This is a genomic window from Sphingopyxis witflariensis (assembly GCF_002205635.1).
Taxonomy (GTDB): domain Bacteria; phylum Pseudomonadota; class Alphaproteobacteria; order Sphingomonadales; family Sphingomonadaceae; genus Sphingopyxis; species Sphingopyxis witflariensis.
The window spans coordinates 503,917-520,813 of the sequence record NZ_NISJ01000001.1 but is presented as its reverse complement, the minus strand read 5'-3'; the positions used below and the strand labels follow the sequence as shown (position 1 = coordinate 520,813).

At 64.0% G+C, this 16,897-nt stretch carries 11 protein-coding genes; 5 read left to right on the top strand and 6 right to left on the bottom strand.

The window, feature by feature from the left end; genetic code table 11:
- Positions 1-306: 306 nt before the first annotated feature.
- From CDQ91_RS22000 to CDQ91_RS02430, 4 genes are all read left to right on the top strand, one after another.
- The gene (locus tag CDQ91_RS22000) at positions 307-558 is read left to right on the top strand and encodes an SMODS domain-containing nucleotidyltransferase (protein ID WP_419722533.1); all 252 of its coding nucleotides are present in this window, start codon (positions 307-309) and stop codon (positions 556-558) included.
- An 80-nt stretch (positions 559-638) separates the two neighbouring features.
- The gene (istA, locus tag CDQ91_RS02440; RefSeq protein WP_088471093.1) at positions 639-2,153 is read left to right on the top strand and encodes an IS21 family transposase; all 1,515 of its coding nucleotides are present in this window, start codon (positions 639-641) and stop codon (positions 2,151-2,153) included.
- Positions 2,140-2,868, top strand: a complete 729-nt coding sequence (istB, locus tag CDQ91_RS02435) for an IS21-like element helper ATPase IstB (protein ID WP_088471092.1) — start codon at positions 2,140-2,142, stop codon at positions 2,866-2,868. The genes istA and istB overlap by 14 nt, the downstream gene beginning before the upstream one ends.
- Before the next feature lie 119 nt (positions 2,869-2,987).
- Complete coding sequence (locus CDQ91_RS02430) at positions 2,988-3,488, top strand: TonB-dependent receptor (protein ID WP_088471091.1); 501 nt, start codon at positions 2,988-2,990, stop codon at positions 3,486-3,488.
- 772 nt (positions 3,489-4,260) lie between these two features.
- Here CDQ91_RS02430 and CDQ91_RS02425 read toward each other — a convergent pair.
- On the bottom strand, positions 4,261-5,502 hold the full coding sequence (locus CDQ91_RS02425) for a serine hydrolase domain-containing protein (protein ID WP_201791850.1): 1,242 nt from the start codon (positions 5,500-5,502) through the stop codon (positions 4,261-4,263).
- A gap of 298 nt (positions 5,503-5,800) precedes the next feature.
- A complete protein-coding gene (locus tag CDQ91_RS02420; RefSeq protein WP_088471090.1) occupies positions 5,801-8,800 on the bottom strand; it encodes a TonB-dependent receptor plug domain-containing protein in 3,000 nt (999 codons plus the stop codon).
- A 485-nt stretch (positions 8,801-9,285) separates the two neighbouring features.
- Here CDQ91_RS02420 and CDQ91_RS02415 point away from each other — a divergent pair, with 485 nt between their 5' ends.
- A complete protein-coding gene (locus CDQ91_RS02415) occupies positions 9,286-11,613 on the top strand; it encodes a penicillin acylase family protein (RefSeq protein ID WP_473824963.1) in 2,328 nt (775 codons plus the stop codon).
- On the opposite strand, the gene dacB is transcribed toward CDQ91_RS02415, so the two are convergent.
- From dacB to CDQ91_RS02395, 4 genes are read right to left on the bottom strand one after another with little or no spacing between them, the layout of a single operon-like run.
- Positions 11,608-13,095, bottom strand: coding sequence for a D-alanyl-D-alanine carboxypeptidase/D-alanyl-D-alanine endopeptidase (gene dacB, locus CDQ91_RS02410; protein WP_237245781.1), 1,488 nt, complete (start codon positions 13,093-13,095; stop codon positions 11,608-11,610). The two genes, CDQ91_RS02415 and dacB, sit on opposite strands and share 6 nt — an antisense overlap.
- Complete coding sequence (locus CDQ91_RS02405; protein ID WP_088471089.1) at positions 13,092-14,120, bottom strand: serine hydrolase domain-containing protein; 1,029 nt, start codon at positions 14,118-14,120, stop codon at positions 13,092-13,094. Before CDQ91_RS02405 ends, dacB begins: the two co-directional genes overlap by 4 nt.
- Entirely contained in the window at positions 14,117-15,619 is a 1,503-nt protein-coding gene (locus CDQ91_RS02400; protein WP_088471088.1) for an MFS transporter, read from the bottom strand. The genes CDQ91_RS02405 and CDQ91_RS02400 overlap by 4 nt, the downstream gene beginning before the upstream one ends.
- Positions 15,616-16,881 (bottom strand): dicarboxylate/amino acid:cation symporter, encoded by a 1,266-nt coding sequence (locus CDQ91_RS02395; RefSeq protein ID WP_088471087.1) that lies wholly within the window; start codon positions 16,879-16,881, stop codon positions 15,616-15,618. Before CDQ91_RS02395 ends, CDQ91_RS02400 begins: the two co-directional genes overlap by 4 nt.
- Positions 16,882-16,897 lie beyond the last annotated feature (16 nt).

Genomic DNA, 16,897 nt, shown 5'->3' with positions numbered 1-16,897 from the left:
TAATTGAAATATAATTTCAAATTACGCCCGCGTAATTTCGGACCCACACGGTTCCACCGCGCATCTGAATTCATGATTCAGTCCGTGCAACTCTTCTGCCATTGTTCGATACCGTTGTCTAACGTTTTCTGTAATACTCCATTATGCGACGGGATGAATAGGATCCATTTCACGGCAGAAGAATTTCAAGTGTGAATAGAGTAAGCGCCGTCAATACGGCGATAACAGTCGCCCTTGGCAGGATCGGCGAAAGGAGACAACGGGGAGCCACTGGAGGGTTGAACAAAACGCGACCACTAACCATCTTTGCACGCATTGACGGCGCTGTGTTTGGGGCATCAACGGGCGCAGCAACGGGAGGCCACTATCAGCAGGGCGGACGATTTCAAGACGCTGTTCTCGAACATTGCGATCGACAACGAGGACACCATCGCATTGCGCTATGGTGAGGTCACGCGGGCCTGCAACCTCCAATTTCGCGATACTGACAGTCGCACGGCAAACAGCCTGCAAGTTGGCTCATACGTGTGGATCGGCGTGCAAAAAGGACCCCGTTAGCGGGGTGATCGGCGTCTAAAAGGGACCCCTCATTTCGATGGTTTAAGCAGCCGGCTGGATTTTCAGGCGGCGAGATCGGGATGTTGGTTTTGGAGACAGTGGTTCGGATCCGGCGCGAGTATGCTGGAGGCAAGGCGATCAAGGCGATCGCGCGGGATTTGCATGTGTCGCGGAAGGTGATCCGCAAGGCGATCCGGGCGCCGGAAGGCGCATTCGACTATCAGCGCAAGGTTCAGCCACTGCCTAGAATCGGGCCGTTCCAGGCTCGGCTCGATACGTTGCTGGAAGAGAACGAGCTGCGCGGCAGGCGCGAGCGGCTGCGGATGACGCGGATCCATGATCTGCTGGTGCGCGAAGGCTTTGAGGGTTCTTACGATGCCGTGCGGCGCTACGCGGCGCGATGGAAGATCGAACGGCGCAAGGATGCCGGCGACGGCGTCACGGCCTTCATCCCGCTAATGTTCAGGCCAGGAGAGGCTTACCAGTTCGACTGGAGCCATGAGGATGTGGAGATCGCCGGGGCGCCGATGCGGGTGAAGGTCGCGCATATGCGTCTGTGCGCGTCACGCGGGGTCTATGTCCGGGCTTATCCTCGCGAGAGCCAGGAGATGCTGTTCGACGCGCATGCGCGTGGTTTTGCCTTCTTCGGCGGGGTGCCAGGGCGCGGCATCTACGATAATATGAAGACGGCGGTGACGAGCGTGTTCACCGGCAAGGAACGGGTCTTCAACCGGCGGTTCCTGATCATGACCGACCATTATATGGTCGAGCCGACCGCCTGCTCGCCTGCGGCGGGATGGGAGAAGGGTCAGGTCGAGAACCAGGTGCAGACGATCCGGGGGCGCTTCTTCCAGCCCCGGTTGCGGTTCGCCAGCCTCGAAGAGCTTAATGGCTGGCTGGAGGCCGAGTGTCGGCGCTGGGCGGAACGTCAGGCCCATCCCGAACAGGGCGAGCTGACCGTGGCGCAGGTGCTGGAGATCGAACGATCGGCACTGCAACCGATGCTGGGGCCGTTCGACGGCTTCAATGAGAGCGAGCATGCCGTGACCGGCACCTGCCTGATCAGCTTTGACCGCAACCGCTACTCGGTCCTCTCGACGGTGGCGCGGCGGACGGTGCAGGTCCGGGCCTATGCCGACCGCATTGTCGTGCGCTGCGGCGAGGAGGTTGTCGCCGAGCACCCTCGCTACTTCGGGCGCAACCGCACGATCTATGACCCCTGGCATTATCTGCCGGTGCTGGCCCGCAAGCCCGGAGCGCTGCGGAACGGCGCGCCCTTCCAGGACTGGGATCTGCCGCCGGCGCTGGCGCGCCTGCGCCGCAAGCTTGGCCATGGCGACGATGCCGACCGCCGGTTCGTCCGTGTGCTGTCGGCCGTGCTGACCGATGGCCTGGAGCCGGTCGAAGCGGCCGTGCGCGAGGCACTGGCGACCGGCACGGCGAGCGATGATCTGATCCTCAACATTCTGGCGCGGCGCCGGGAACCGCCGCGACCGCTCACCATCATCACCTCCGAGGACAGCGCCTTACGCCATCCGCCGATCGCCGACTGCGCCCGTTACGACCAGCTGAGGACCTTCGATGCAGCGGCATGACATGATCGAGGCGATGCGCGGGCTTGGGCTCAAGGGCATGGCGGGCGCGTTCGACGATGCGGTCACCACCGGCCTTCAGCGCCAGCGCACCACGATGGAGATACTGACCGACCTTCTGCGGGCGGAAGCAACACATCGCCATGCCGCTTCGATCCGATACCGGATGGCGGCCGCCCGGCTGCCGGTTGTGAAGGACATCGACGCGTTCCGGTTCGAGGGCACGCCGATCAATGAAGGGCTGGTGCGTTCGCTGCACAGTGGCGCGTTCCTGCCCGCACAGCGCAATATCGTCCTGGTCGGCGGCACGGGCACCGGCAAGACCCACCTGGCCATCGCCATCGCCGCCAATGTCGTTCGCTCGGGTGCGCGAGGCCGCTACTTCAACACCGTCGATCTGGTGACCCGCCTCGAAGAGGAGGCCAGGATCGGCAAGAGCGGCGCTCTCGCCGCCCAGCTATCCCGCCTCGACCTGATCGTGCTCGACGAACTGGGATATCTGCCGTTCGCCCGCTCGGGCGGCCAGTTGCTGTTCCACCTGATCAGCAAGCTCTACGAGCAGACCAGCGTCATCATCACCACCAACCTCGCGTTCGGCGAATGGCCCACCGTGTTCGGCGATCCCAAGATGACCACCGCGCTCCTTGATCGCGTCACCCACCATTGCGACATCGTCGAGACCGGCAATGACAGCTGGCGCTTCAAAAACCGCAGCTGATCGCCCCCGCCGACCTCCGATTAAAAGATGCTTTGCGCTGCGCGCGCCTCCGGTCGGGCTCCGCCCTCCCTACGCCGCGCGCAGCGCAAAGGCGCGTGTCCGATCAACCTTGCGCCATCGTGAAAGGGGGTCCCTTTTGCGCGCCGATAGGGGGTCCCGTTTGCACGCCGATTGACACCTATCTCGATGCCAAGTTCATCGATTTCCCCGGCGCACCCTGTCCTTTCACCAATCCGACCTGCGTGCCTGCGAGCAACAATGCCGCAGGCCAGCCGCTACCGCGTTCGCCCAAATGGAGCGGGACGCTGTTCGCCGATATTGCAGTGCCGATCAGCGGCGCCGTCGACTTCATTGCGAATGGCGGGATGACCTATCGCAGCACCGCCTTCCTCGAGGAAAGCTTCAACCCCGCTGCAGCACAGGACAGCTTCGCCAAGTTCGACCTGCGGCTGGGCGTCCGGGCGTCTAACAAGCGTTGGGAACTGGCGGTCGTCGGCAAGAATCTGACCAACGAGCTGACCGCCGGCCACGCCTTCAACACGCCGCTGGCCGCAGGGGTAATTTCCAAATTCGTACAGCCTCCCCGAACCATCGCAGTGCAGGCGAAGTTTCAGTACTGAAGCCATTTTGGAAGGCGAAAGGCGGCCGCTTGCTGCATTGCGTGATTGGCGCATCTCTATAACCAAGGCGTGCTTCCACCTTTTTGATCCAAAAGTTGCCGGTCTGCACTCGTCGAGAGTTTCAGACGCCGCTAGGCGTCAGAAAGTCGACGATGCCCGAACCGCGAGCTGCATAGACTGAGCTATGGGGAAAGCTGTTTTGCGCGAGGTACGGGGTAGCCAAGATCTGTCCAATAGCAGCCGGACATGAGAGCGGACCGGCTGCTTTTATGTCGCGAGAGCGGACGTCTGAACTGAGACAGGCTGATTTTGGGCGTCTGGCATCTGCTTTTTCGGCAGGGCGAGCGCAAGCGTGTCTGCTTCCGGACGCAGGGCTGCGCCGGGGAGTCGAAAAGATCTGCCTATGGCGGCTGACCTTCAATCAGGAGCGGCGCTCGCTGGACGGCTTTATATCGATGGCTGAGCCAATCCGCGATAGCGGTCGTCTAATCGCCCCACTGTCCAGCTTCACCGAACCATAATTGTTGCCGTAGGCATATCGGCTCCCGATGAATGTCGGGGGACACATAGATCTGCCGAAGGGCATCAAAAATGATCGATATCGCAACTATATGTTTTGCGTGATGAAGCCGTGTCGACAATTGCAGGAAATATTCGCTTTTATCGCCGTGCGCGATATCGAGAGGCAGGCGGGAAGCCGTTGACGATGTCGCGATACTGAACGACGGCTGTGACGACGTCCTCTATGGCCTCGATCCGGCTGCCGCGCTGATCAGATCAGGGACTTCAACCGGTCGATTCCCGTCGCTTCCCGAACGATTCGGGCCGCTAGCGCATTACCGTTCGCGGCATTGGTGAAGACGACGATCGCTCGCCCGCTCTGGGCATCACCGACACCCAGGGTTTTGAAGATCCCGTAATTGCTGCCGCTGTGCTGGTACAGCAGGCCTGCAGAGGATTGTTCGAGTTCCCAACCCAACCCCCGCGAAATGTCGCGCCCGCGTACATCGAGCTGGGGGGTTAGCATCGCCTGCCGGGCCGCGTCGCTAATCTCCCACGCCGCCCGCTTTGGCCGGTCCATCATGAGCAGCATGAACTTCGCATAGTCGGACGCGGTCATCAGGAGCCCTCCCGCCGAATTGACCAGAAGGTCGTGTGTCGATGGCGGCGTCTTTGGATCGGTCTCTTGCATCGCCTTGACAGAATCTTCGTAGGTCCAGGACGCGATCGGCTTGCGCCACCGCGAAGCGACCCGAAGTAGCCGGTCGCCGAGCTCGCGTGTGGGCTGGAGAGGAAGTTTCTGCTCGCCTTCGGGAGGTTCAGAATGGCCGAAGACCACCGACCTTGCGATCTCCTCGTCCCATCCGAAGCTGCTGTGAGACATTCCGGCCGGGTCGAACAGCTTCGCCTGCATCACGCTGCCAAGGCCCATTCCCATGATCTGCTCGATGACCAGCTGCAGCCAGATGAATGCTTCGCCGGAATAGGTGTAGCTCGATCCAGGCGCGCTGCTCGTGACGAGCGGCTCGGAAACCCAGTTAGGGAGGCCGGTCGAATGGCCCAGTACATGCCGGGCCGTGATAAGCTCGAGATTCGGGTCACTACCCAAATTCGCTGGCCGACGATACGCGACCAGTGGCTTGTCGAGGTCGAGGCGCTTCTCGTCGACCAGCCGCATCACGACATAGGCGAATACCGGCTTGGTCATCGACGCGGCTTCGAACAAACTATCCTCTCGCACCGGGTCGCGGGTGAGAATGTTTTTCACGCCGAAGCCCTCGCTCCAGGCGAGCTCCCCGCGGTCCACGACCGCGATGGCGGCGCCGGGTACTCCGGCGATCCGCATGAGGCGCGGAAGGTCCCGAACCAGTTCCTCGGACGGGATCCAGGCGACATTGCCGTCCGGGCATTGGTCCCCCGTACCGGCGCGGGCGGAAGCCGGGCCGCCAGCGATCAGCGCCGCGGATCCGACCAGTAAAGCCCGCCGCCCGAGCATCGTTTTGGAAATGCTCATCTGTGTTAGCCCTTAAACCAGTGCATCAGGAGAGTCGCCCGCTTCGTCTGCCGCTGCGAATCCAAGTTCTGATTTGCGGCCGCTTGAGGATCTCGACGCTCCGTTCCTGCTCATGTTTCACAGCCTGGCGACATCGCAGTTTCCAATTGCCTCCTTTTGGGAGGTCATGTCTGCCGCGAACGCATTCCGTGTAATGCGCCTCCGGGATAGGCGAGCCAAGTGAGGCGTGGCTGATCGTTACGGATGGCGAAGGAGGGCCGTACCGGGCCCTCCTTCCTTTTCCTTCACCCGCCCCGTGTCAGTTCAGCTTGAACCGTACGCCCATGCGGAATGTGCGGCCCAGCAGATCCGAATAGGTGCTTTGCGCGGCCAAGCCGGTTTCGGGCAGTAGCATCGGATGAGCATCGAACAAATTGGTCACATTGAAGAAGAATTCCGCCTCCGAATCGCTTTTGACGCGGACTTTCTGGGTCAGGTTGAGATCGATATAGAACAGTCCCTTGACATGGTTGTCGTCATAGGTCGGGAACTGGCTGGTCGAGGTCGGGCACCCGGTCGTGCATTCGATGGCGTTGGCCAGATACTTGCCTGCGCTTACGCCGCGACCGGTGACGGTGCCCGAGAAAGTCGGGGTCTCGTAATTGACGCTGCCACGGAAGATCCATTTTGGTGTGGCTGACGCCGAAGCGAATATCGCCGCGCCGACGGTGTTGACGGGCACGGTTCCGGCGATACCTGTATCCGAGATATTCTCGATATAGCGCGTCGCATTGCCTCGCAGCGTGATGCTGCTTTCACCGCCGACCGGCATGCGATAGGCCGCGTCGAAATCGATGCCGCGCACCAGCTTGCTGACGTAATTGAAGGGCTCGGTCTTGATCAGCAGATAAGGAACGCGCGGAGGGCCTGGCTGAGCGCGCGTCGGATCTTCAGTGATGTTGTCGCAGAATTCCTGCCGTCCCTCGACGCACCGATTGATCGTTTCCTGTGCGCTGATCGCCTCGATTGCGCCTTTCAGGTCGATGTGGAAATAATCCACCGATGCGGTGAACCCGGGCAGGAAGCTGGGCGTGAAGACGCCGCCGATGTTCCAGGAATCGGCCTTTTCGGGCCGCAGGTCCGGATTGCCAACCGTCTGACCGGAATAAGGAAAATTCTGTGGCTCGGTTGCCGCCAGGGCGGTTGTGAATCGGGGGTTGCGTACCGAATCGCTGTTGGCGGTGCTGCCGTACAACTCGTTCAGATTGGGAGCGCGAATGTCACGCGACCGGGTTACGCGGAACCGGATATCGTCGATCGGTGACCAGGTCGCACCCAGTTTCCAGGTGGTGACATAGCCGGACGTCGAATAGTCGGTCGCGCGGACTGCCCCATTGAACTCGAGCCCGAAGCCCAGCGGCACGACGGTTTCGAGATAAGCCTCCTTCACATTATATTTGCCGCGGAAGGGAAGATAGTTGCCCACCGACCAGCGGTTCGGGGACGTGGCACCGATGATTGGCTGGAACTCGGTCGGTACGCTGCCCCGGATTTTTTCCTCGCGATATTCGGCGCCGATCGCGATGCTGACGTCGCCCGCCCAAGTCGCGAACGGCGTCATCGACAGATTGGCGCCGGTGACGAACTGTTCCATCACCTGCTTGCGATATGGATCGCCGAGTACATAATCGATCGCTTTCGGATCGGCGACGCCGATGCCCAGGCGATTGAGCGGCACGCAGTTCGGATCGTTGTTCGTGGCGTCCGCGTCGACATTGATCAGGCACTGGATCGAGCCGGCCGCATAGCCGCCCGTGTTACCGGCCGGCGCAAATGCGGCATTGGTGGCCTGCGCCATGCGCGCGACGTGCATGATGTTGCGAAGCTGCTCGCGCAGGTCAGACCGGCCATATTGACCAAAGACGTCCCAGCGCGCCGGTTTGCCGAACGCCTCGAACTCACCCTCGGCGCCGATGACGTAACGCTGCACTTCGCGCTTGTTGTTGATCCCGCGGAACGGCAGGTCTGCCGCCGTGGTGGTAATGCTCACGCTGTTTACGCCCGCGAGCCGCGCCGCGCCCAGCGTCTGCAGTGCGAAGGCGTTGCAGGTGATCGGGACCGGAGTGGTCGTACAACCTACCGTGTTGAGTGTGGCCGAGCCCAGGTTGGGGCCGGCGTTGAAGAAGACTTCCTGACGATTATACGAACCCTCCGCGAAGATCTCGACCTCGTCGGAAATTTCGTAGCTCAGGCGGCCATAGGCACCCCAACGATCGTCTTTCGGGCTGAGGCCGATACGGCGACCCGAATCATTCACGCGCCAATCGCCGCCGACCGTGCGCGTCACTGCGGCACTGCCGCCCAGCGCCGGCGAGTTGAAGGAGCCATAGTTGAACGGAATAACCTGACCGTTCTGGCCGAAATAGAGGCCGCGCAGCGCATTCGCGTTGCCGGCCGAACCGGTGATGAAGCCGCCTGGCGCCTGGTTGGTCTGGCCAGCCTGACTGCGGTAGGTGATGAACTGGGGCAGGCCGTTGCCCGCTACATAGGCCGGGTTTGCAAAGGCCAGATAGCCCCGGTGGTTCCACGGCCGATCGTTCGGATCGATTTCGTAAATGCCGTCCTGGTGCGCGATCTCGGCGTTGAAGGTCGCATGGCCGCGGCCGTCGGCGAAGGACATGCCGCCCGTGATGCTGCCCGAATAGTTGAAGCCATCGCCCTTGTCGGTGAGGCCGATGTCGCCCGTGATGCGTAGCCCCTCCATCTTCTTGTTGAGGACGAAGTTGACCACGCCGGTAACGGCGTCCGAGCCATAGGCCGACGACGCGCCGCCGGTGACGACCTCGACGCGATCGACCAGCGCCTGCGGGATCGTGTTGATATCGACCCAGCCAAAGATCGTCGAACCGACCGAACGGCGACCATCGACCAGCACCAGCACGCGGCCTTCGCCCAGGTTGCGCAGGTTGAGCGCATTGATGCCCGCCGAACCGTTGGAGATGTTAAGGCGCGAGTTGCCTGGCTTGGTCGATCCGGCGAGCTGCGGCAGCTGGTTGACGAAGTCGGCGATATTGTTCGACGGCGACGTGTTCTGAATGTCTTTCTGCGTCAGCACGACCAGCGGGGTCGGTGCCTGGAAACCGTCGCGGATGACGCGCGTGCCGGTGACGACGATCTGGTCGGTGGGTGCCGCTTCGGGCGTGGGGGCTACCTCCTGCGCCAGTGCGGGCGCCGCCTGCACCAGAGCCAGTGCGGTCATCGCCGCGCCAATGTGGCTCTTGCGGCCCAGCGGCCCGCGAACTCGTCCAGTATCATGCATGTTAACAGTCCCCTTTTTGCCCAAGGGCTGCCCGCACGCCGCCTGTCGCGTGCCCCGGCTTTGATGAGCCGGGCTGGCTAGCCCCATTTCTGTCCTACCTGGTCGTTCGGCGGTGATTGAGCCCCGCCTTTTTGTGTTTTTTGTTGCTCGTCGTGTCGGTCCAGCCATCGCCACATTTGCGGCGTGTGGACAGCCGGTTCCATGACAGAGAGGTTACAGGGTGGTTGCGGCCGGTCAACAGCTTCGGCGATAACTGGACGATATGGACATATAGCCCGAAGGAATGGGGTCCCACATGACCGGAGGCCGCCGATGCGGATAGCTTGCAGTTATAGGCGGCAACCTGCTTGCTATGGGTTTGTGGGGTCGTCCTGCGATAGGCTGGGCTTTCGTCATCTTTGTTCCTGTTCGGGGAGGCCTTTTTGATCCAGCGCCGCGCGTTTCTCTTGGCTTCGGTTGCGCTCGCCGCGATGCCGGGAAGTCTTTTGGCGAAACCCCGTGGCCACGGGGGCAGCGCCAAGCCGCGCACCGTCCATCTGACCGGCGCGCGTGCGCCCGTCGAGGTGATAGAGGATGAATTGGGCGTGCCGCACGTCCGCGCCGCCTCACTGCACGATGCTTTTTTCGGGCAGGGCTATCTGGTCGCGCGCGATCGGCTGTTTCAGATCGACATGGAACAACGCCGCGACATGGGGCGGATGGCCGAAGCCTTTGGTCCGCGCTTCGTCGCTGCCGACCGCGCGGCGCGGCTTTTCCTCTATCGCGGCGATATCGAGGCCGAGCTGGCGGCGCTGCCCCCCGACGTGCTCGAATGCGCGCAGGGCTATGTCGCCGGGGTGAACGCCCGGATCGACGAACTTGCGGCCGATCCGGCGCAGTTGCCGCTGGAATATGGCCTGTTGGGGATTAGCCCGCTGCGCTGGGACATCCGCAATCTGGTGCGGGGCCGTGGCATCGGCATGGGCGACGCCGACGACGAGGTGCGCCGGGCGCAGCTTCACGCGCGCGGCCTGCTCGATGCCGATCAGTTGATGGCGCCGCTGCGTCCCGCCTGGTCTTTCACCGTGCCCGAGGGGCTCGACACTGCGGCGGTGACCGACGCCGACCTTGGCATATTGGACTCGTCCGCCCGGCCATTGCCTTTTGACTCGATTCAGGAAGCGCAGTTAGATCCCCAACAGCGCTGGACCGATCGCTTCGCGCTGGGCAGCAACGCATGGACGATTGCGCCCTCACGCAGCGCGACGGGGCGGCCGATCCTCGCCAATGATCCGCACCTCGGCATTGGCGGCGCCGGCCCGCGCCATATGGTCCATCTGACCGCGCCGGGGCTCGATGTCATCGGAGCGGGCGCGCCGGGGCTGCCCGGGATCATGCAGGGCCACACCGATCGCTTCGCCTTCGGTCGTACCAATTTTCACATCGATCAGACCGACCTGTTCATCCTGCGCACCAAAAAAGACGATGCCAATCAATATTGGCATAAGGGCAAGTGGAAGGTGTTCGAGACCTTCGAAGATGAGATTGCGGTCAAGGGTGCGCCGCCCGAACGCGTGACGCTGCGCTATGCCGCGGGTCGCCCGATCGTGTCGCAGGATGCCGCGCGCGACCGTGCGGTCGCCTTTGCCACCGTCAGCATGCTCCCCGGCGCCAACCAGCGCTTTGCGATCATCGCAATCAATTTGGCCAAGGACTGGGCCTCGCTGCAACAGGCGTTCAAGCTGCACGTGTCGCCGACCAATCTCCATTATGCCGACATCGACGGCAACACCGGCTGGCAGACGATCGGCTTCACCCCGCGTCGGCCGAAGCATGACGGCCTGTTTCCCGCGCCCGGCGACGGCGATTTCGACTGGACAGGCATTCTGCCGGTTCAGGATATGCCCCACGTCTATAACCCGCGCGAAGGCTGGTTCGCGTCGGCGAACCAGATGAACTTGCCGGCGGGATATCCGTATCACGAGCGGATCATCAGCTTCGGCTGGAGCGACCCCTTCCGCTATGACCGCATCGCCGAGGTGCTGCGCGCCCAGCCGAAGCACCGGATCGAGGATAGCATCGCGCTTCAGCACGACGTCCAGTCGCTTCCCGCAAGGGCGCTGCTCAAGCTGTTGCCCGCTGCGCCCTCGGCCGATGCGGCGCAGGCGACGGCGCTGCTCCGGCGTTGGGATTGCGGTATCGAGGCCGACAGTGCGGCGGCGCTGCTTTATGAAATGGTGATGCCGGCGCTATCATCAGGCTTCTACGAACGGGTCGTGCCGGCGGCGGCGCGTGACCTGATCCCGTCGGTGAACCTATCCGAAATGCTGCGCATCCTCGCGTCGTCCGACAAGCGGCTGGGCGGCGACCCCGCCGCGGCGCGCGATGCGCTGATCGACCGCGCGCTGGCGGCCGGATGGAAAAGGGCGGTCGAGCTGGGCGGAACCGATCCGGCGCGCTGGCAGTGGGGCGACCTGCACCGCGTGACGATCGCGCATCCGCTGTCGTCGATCCCGGCAATCGCGGCGGCCTTTCCCAAAATCGAGGGCGGCCGGTCCGGCGGCGACGGGACGACCCCGATGGCGCGCGGCTTCAACGCCAAACGCGGCTTCAACGTGTCGCATGGCGCGAGCTATTTGTTCGTCGCCGACGTCGGTGCGTGGGATAACAGCCGCTTCCTGCTGCTGCCCGGCCAGTCGGCCGATCCCCGCTCGCCGCGCTATCGCGACTTTTATCCGCTCTGGCTGGCGGGTGCGATGCAGCCGCTCTGGTTCAGCAAGGCCGCGGTCGAGCGGCACGCCGCCGCGCGGCTGATCCTCACGCCAACGCTATAACGCCTCGGCGATGATGACCAACGCACGGTCGACTGCGGCGGTCGCCTGATCGTCGGTGCCGTCGGGCATGTCGTTGGCGAGCACCGAAAAGACGAGCGTCCGTCCGCTGCGGGTGACGAGATAGCCCGACAAGGCGCGCGAGGCGTTGAGCGATCCGGTCTTGGCGAACAGCTTGCCCTCCAGCGAGGTTCCCTTGAAGCGGCGCTGCAACGTCCCGTCGTGTCCGGCGATCGGCAGCGTGTCGCGCCACGCCGCCCCCCATGGTTGACGCGCGATCCAACTCAGCAGCCGGACAGCGGCGCGCGGGGTGATGCGATTATAAGTCGACATGCCCGACCCGTCCGAAAAGCTGTAGCTGGTTTCGGGCAACCCGACCTGCGTCATAACCTGTCGCATCACCGCCTGACCGTCGGCGATCGAGCCGTTACCCGACTGCCGAGCAACGCGCCGCAGCATCAGTTCGGAATGGAGATTCTGGCTCTCCTTGTTGATCCGCACCATATCTTCGGCCAGCGGCGGCACGGGCAGTTCGGCGAGCATCGCCTGTTCGACCTGCGCAATCCCCGGCGGGCTCTTGCGGTCCGCCGCATCATAGGTGGGGGCCAGCGGCTGATGGCGTGCCAGGACATCGCCGTCCACCCGCACCCCGCGCGCGCGCAGCAGGTCGCGAAAGCGCCACGCGGCGTAATGCGCCGGATCGTCGATGCCGAAACGGAGCGTGACCGGCGCGGCCTCTGCGCCGATTGTCCCGGTGAGGCGGAGTGTGCGGCTGCCCGGCGCGCGGACGGCAGCGATCGCCTCGGCCTTGCCCGGCACGGTCGTCACCTGATTATCGATGTCAAAATAGCCGACCGCCACGCTCGCGGCGGCACCGACCACGCCGGGGGCGACCTTTGTCACCATTTCATTGTCGTCCAGCGTCAGCGCCGATGTGCCGGTACCATAGCGCGACTGGATATTGTTCCAACTCATCCCCGGGCTCCAGCGCTCGTTGGGAAACCAGCTATCGTCGCCGGTGACATGGCGAATATGGCGCGTCTTCGCCGCGACCGCATCGGCTAGCGTCTGCAGGCAGGCGACGGCGCAATCGTCGGCGCTCGACAGGCTCGCATCGCCGCGGCCGTGCAGGACGACGTCGAACACGCCGTCGGCGCCCGCTTCAAGCCGTACGCCCGTGCCCTTCGCGGTCCGCTCGAGCAGCGGCAATTGCGCATAGGCGATCGCGGTCGTGAACATCTTGGTGTTCGAGGCGGGGATGAAGCGCTGATCGGGCGCAACCGACACCAAAGTTTCGCCGTCGAGCGTCGCGACCAGCATGCCGTAGCGCGCGCCCTCCGGTCCATTGGCAAGCTGTTGCTCGACCGCCGCCAGAACGGGGCCTGCCCCGGCATCGGGCAAGGGCGTCCGGGCACTGGCAGGGGCGAGCGAAAGGCTCAACGCGAGGGCCAGCGCACAGGCGTGGGTTTTCATCGATGCCGTCATAGTGTCTCCGTGGTGTCCCATGCTTTGATAACCCGTTCGCCCACCGCCGGGCGGAGGGTGGCGATGCCGCTGTCGGCGTGGCGGGTCGGGTGGACCCGGTTGGTTAGGAAGGCCCAGCCGAGACCGCGATCGAAATCGATCCACAGGCCGGTGCCGGTGAAGCCGGTATGCCCGATGGTGTCGGCCGAACAGGCGTCGCCGCCATGCCAACCGGAAAAAGCGCGTTCCCAGCCGCAGGTCCGATGCCGTTCGTGCGCGGTGCGAGCTTCGGCCAGCATCGCGGGCGACAGTATCGATCCGTCCAGCATCGCGCGGGCGAAACCCAATACCCCGTCGATCGTGCCGAAAAGCCCGGCGTGACCCGGCGCACCGCCGAGCGCGAAGGCATTTTCGTCGTGCACCTCGCCCTTCATCACGCGCCCGCGCCAGCTGCAATTTTCGGTCGCGACCGCCGGACCGGGCGGTGGGCCAAAACTCAGTCCGTCGCCCAGCGGCCACGCCGAGAGCGCCGCCCCGGTGATGCGCTCGATTGCGATGCCCAGAAGGATGAAGTTGATGTCCGAATAGACCGGCGGGCCGGGACGCCATTCGCGCTGCAGGACAAAGGCGCGCAGCCGCGCCGGATCGTCGCCATAGGTATAGATGGGCTCGACCGCGGGCAGGAAGGTGCGGTGCATCAAACAGTCGCGGAAGGTCAGCCGGCGCTCGGCGGCGCCCGCGACATCATATTGGCGCAGGTCGGGGATCGCGTCGGTCAGCGGCCGGTCAAGGTCGATCCGCCCCTGTTCGGCGAGCGTCAGGATCATCGTCGTGGTCGCGATTACCTTGCTGAGCGATGCAAGGTCGAACCAGTGATCGCGCGTCAGCGTCTCGCACTCGGGAACGAGCGCGGCCATTCCGGCGAGACGCACCGCGCTCTCGCCGCCGGCATTCACCACTCCCAGCGTCGCGCCCGGAATGCGGCCGCTCCGGGTCGCTTCCAGCGCCGGCGCGAACCCCTGTTCGCAAATCGCCTCGATCGTCATATCGGGGAGCGTCCTTTTACGCGCGCGATCACGGGTAACAGAAAGATTGCCGCAAGACTCAGCGCGCCCGAGAGCAGGAAGAAGCCGTCATAGCCGATCTGCGTTTGCATCGTCCCCGACGCGCCTGCGAGCAGACGCGGGAGCAGGAAAGCAAAGCCCGAGAGGAAGGCATATTGTGCGCCCGGATAGTTGGGGCTCACCAGCATCGAGAGATAGACGACGAACGCCGCACCGGCAAAGCCATTGCCGAACTGGTCGATCGCCACCGATGTGTAGAGGATGAAGGCCGACGGCTCGCTGTGCCACAGCCAGATATAAATCCAGTTGCCCGCTGCCGCGGTCACCGCGCCGATCGCGAGCGTCCAGACGAGCGACAGCCGCGTCGACAGCCAACCGCCCAGCGCGACCCCCGCCATGCTCGCCGACAGCGCGACGACGCCGTCGGCGACGCCGATCTGCTCGAGGCTATAGCCCGCCTCGTTCCACAGCGGATGCGAGAGGGTCAGGGTGAGTACATCGCCCATGCGATAGAGTGAGACAAAGGCCAGCACCGCCAGCACCGCATAGCCATAGCGCCAGAACAGCTCGACATAGGGCGCGGCGAAGGCGGACATCCGCGCTGTTGCGCCAGCGGGCAGGCGGCGGATGCGCGGTAGCGCGATCGCCAGCGCCGCGAAGGGCAGCAGCGCCACTGCCAGAACGACGGGTGTCACATTGGTCTTGGCCGAAAAGCCCGCGCCCTGCACTGCGGACAACAACCCCCAGCCGACCAAGGTGGTGACGAGCGCGACCGCGAGAAGGATGATCAGGCTGGCGAAAATCCCCGCGATCAGCGCACGCGCGCGGCCCTTTGTCTCTTCGCGTTCGGGCCGCATCGCGGCGAGGATAGGGAAGGGGGCAAAGGCCGCGACCGCGATGGCCAGATAGGCCCAGGTCCAGTCGGCCCAGGCCGCGACCAGCACCGCGCCGCTGCCCGCCGCGACCATCGCGCTGCGATAGCCCCACAAATTAGCGGCAACGATCGGCCCTTGTTCGGCCTGCGTCGGCGCCAGTTCGATGCGCCAGCCGTCGGCGGCGACCTCCAGCGTCGTCGTCCAGAAGGCAAGCAGGATCGCGAACAAGGCGGTCAGCGGCAGGCTCTGGTCGCTCGCGGTAAAGGCCATCGCGACCATCGATAGAAAGATGCCGAGCTGCGAGAGCATGATCCATCCGCGCCGCCGGCCCCAGAAGCGCGAGAAACCCGGTACATCATAGCGATCGAGCAGCGGCGCCCACGCGAATTTGAAGGTCGGCAGCAGCGCGATCCACGCGAAGAAGCCGATGATCACAATATCGACGTCATGCCGGGCGAGGCGCAGCGTCAGCACGGCATTAAACATGTAAAAGGGCAGCCCCGCTGAAAAGCCGAGCAGCAGATAGAGACCGAGCAGGCGCCGCGCCGATGAACGGGCCGGAGGTGCCCGTGTGATGGCGTTCGCTTCGATCGCGACTGCGGTCATGCGTTGGCCTTCAGGCCATCCGCTTCTGGTTCGTTTTCCGGCTCGATCGCCTTTTCCCAGCGCGCGACGACGGTCGTGACCGTCAAATTGGCGCTGGCGCTCGCCACGGTGCGGGTCATGTCGAGTAACCGGTCGAAGGGCAGGATGAAGCCGACCACCAATGCTGTCTGCTCGGGGGAAATGCCAACCGACGACAGGACGGCGGCGAGCATGAACAGCGAGGCCGACGGGATCGGCGCGGTCCCGAACGCGGCAAGCGATCCGGTCAGCAGGATGATCGCCAGCATCGACAGGTCGGGATGAATGCCGATCGCCTGAAGCGCGAAGATGCTGAGCAGCCCCACATACATCGCCGTGCCATCCTTGCCGATGCTCGCGCCGATTGGCAGCACGGTTGACGCGACGCCAGGGGCGATGCGCAGATCCTCCAGTGCGATGCGCAGCGCGACGGGCAGGGTGGCGGCCGAGGATGCGGTCGAAAAGGCCACCGCCAGCGCGTCGATGATCGTCCGGTAGAAACGGCGGACCGGCTGCCGCGCGACGAAGGCGATCAGTGGCAGATGGACGAGCAGGATCTGCAGGATCACCCCCGCCGCGACGCCGACCGCCAGCCAGCCGACATGGGTAAAGACGGCGACGCCGTTGTCGGCGACCGCTTTGGCGATCAGCGCCAGCACGCCGAAGGGCGTCATTTCCATGACGATCCGCACCAGATGGAACAGCGCCTGTCCGGCCGATTGCAGCAGCGTTGCCATCGGGCGTCCTTCGTCGCCCGCCAGGATGACGCCGAAACCGAACAGGATGGCAAAGAAGATGATTGCCAGCATGTCGCCGTCGACCAGCGACTGGACGATGTTGACGGGTATGATGCCGACCAGCTGGTCGTGCAGCGACTTGGCCTCACCCAGCGCGTGGGGGACGGCGGTGCCGAGCGCCGCGCCGGTTCCCGGCTCCAGCAACAGGCCGACGCCCATGCCGATCGATACCGCGCAGACGGTGGTGGCTGCGAACAGCCCGACCGTGCGGCCGCCCACCGAGCCCAGCTTGCGCGGGTCGGCGAGGGCGGTAACCCCCGATGCGATGCTGATGAACACGATGGGGACGACCAGCATCCGGATCAGCCGCACGAACAATTCGCCGACAATCGCGATCGACGATGTTGCTGCGGGCCAGGCCAGCCCCAGCAGCACGCCGATCAACATGCCGCCCAGTACTCTCTGCCACAGGGGCACCGCGAACCAGCGGCGAAGGAATCCGGTCATTGCCCCTTATGCTCCG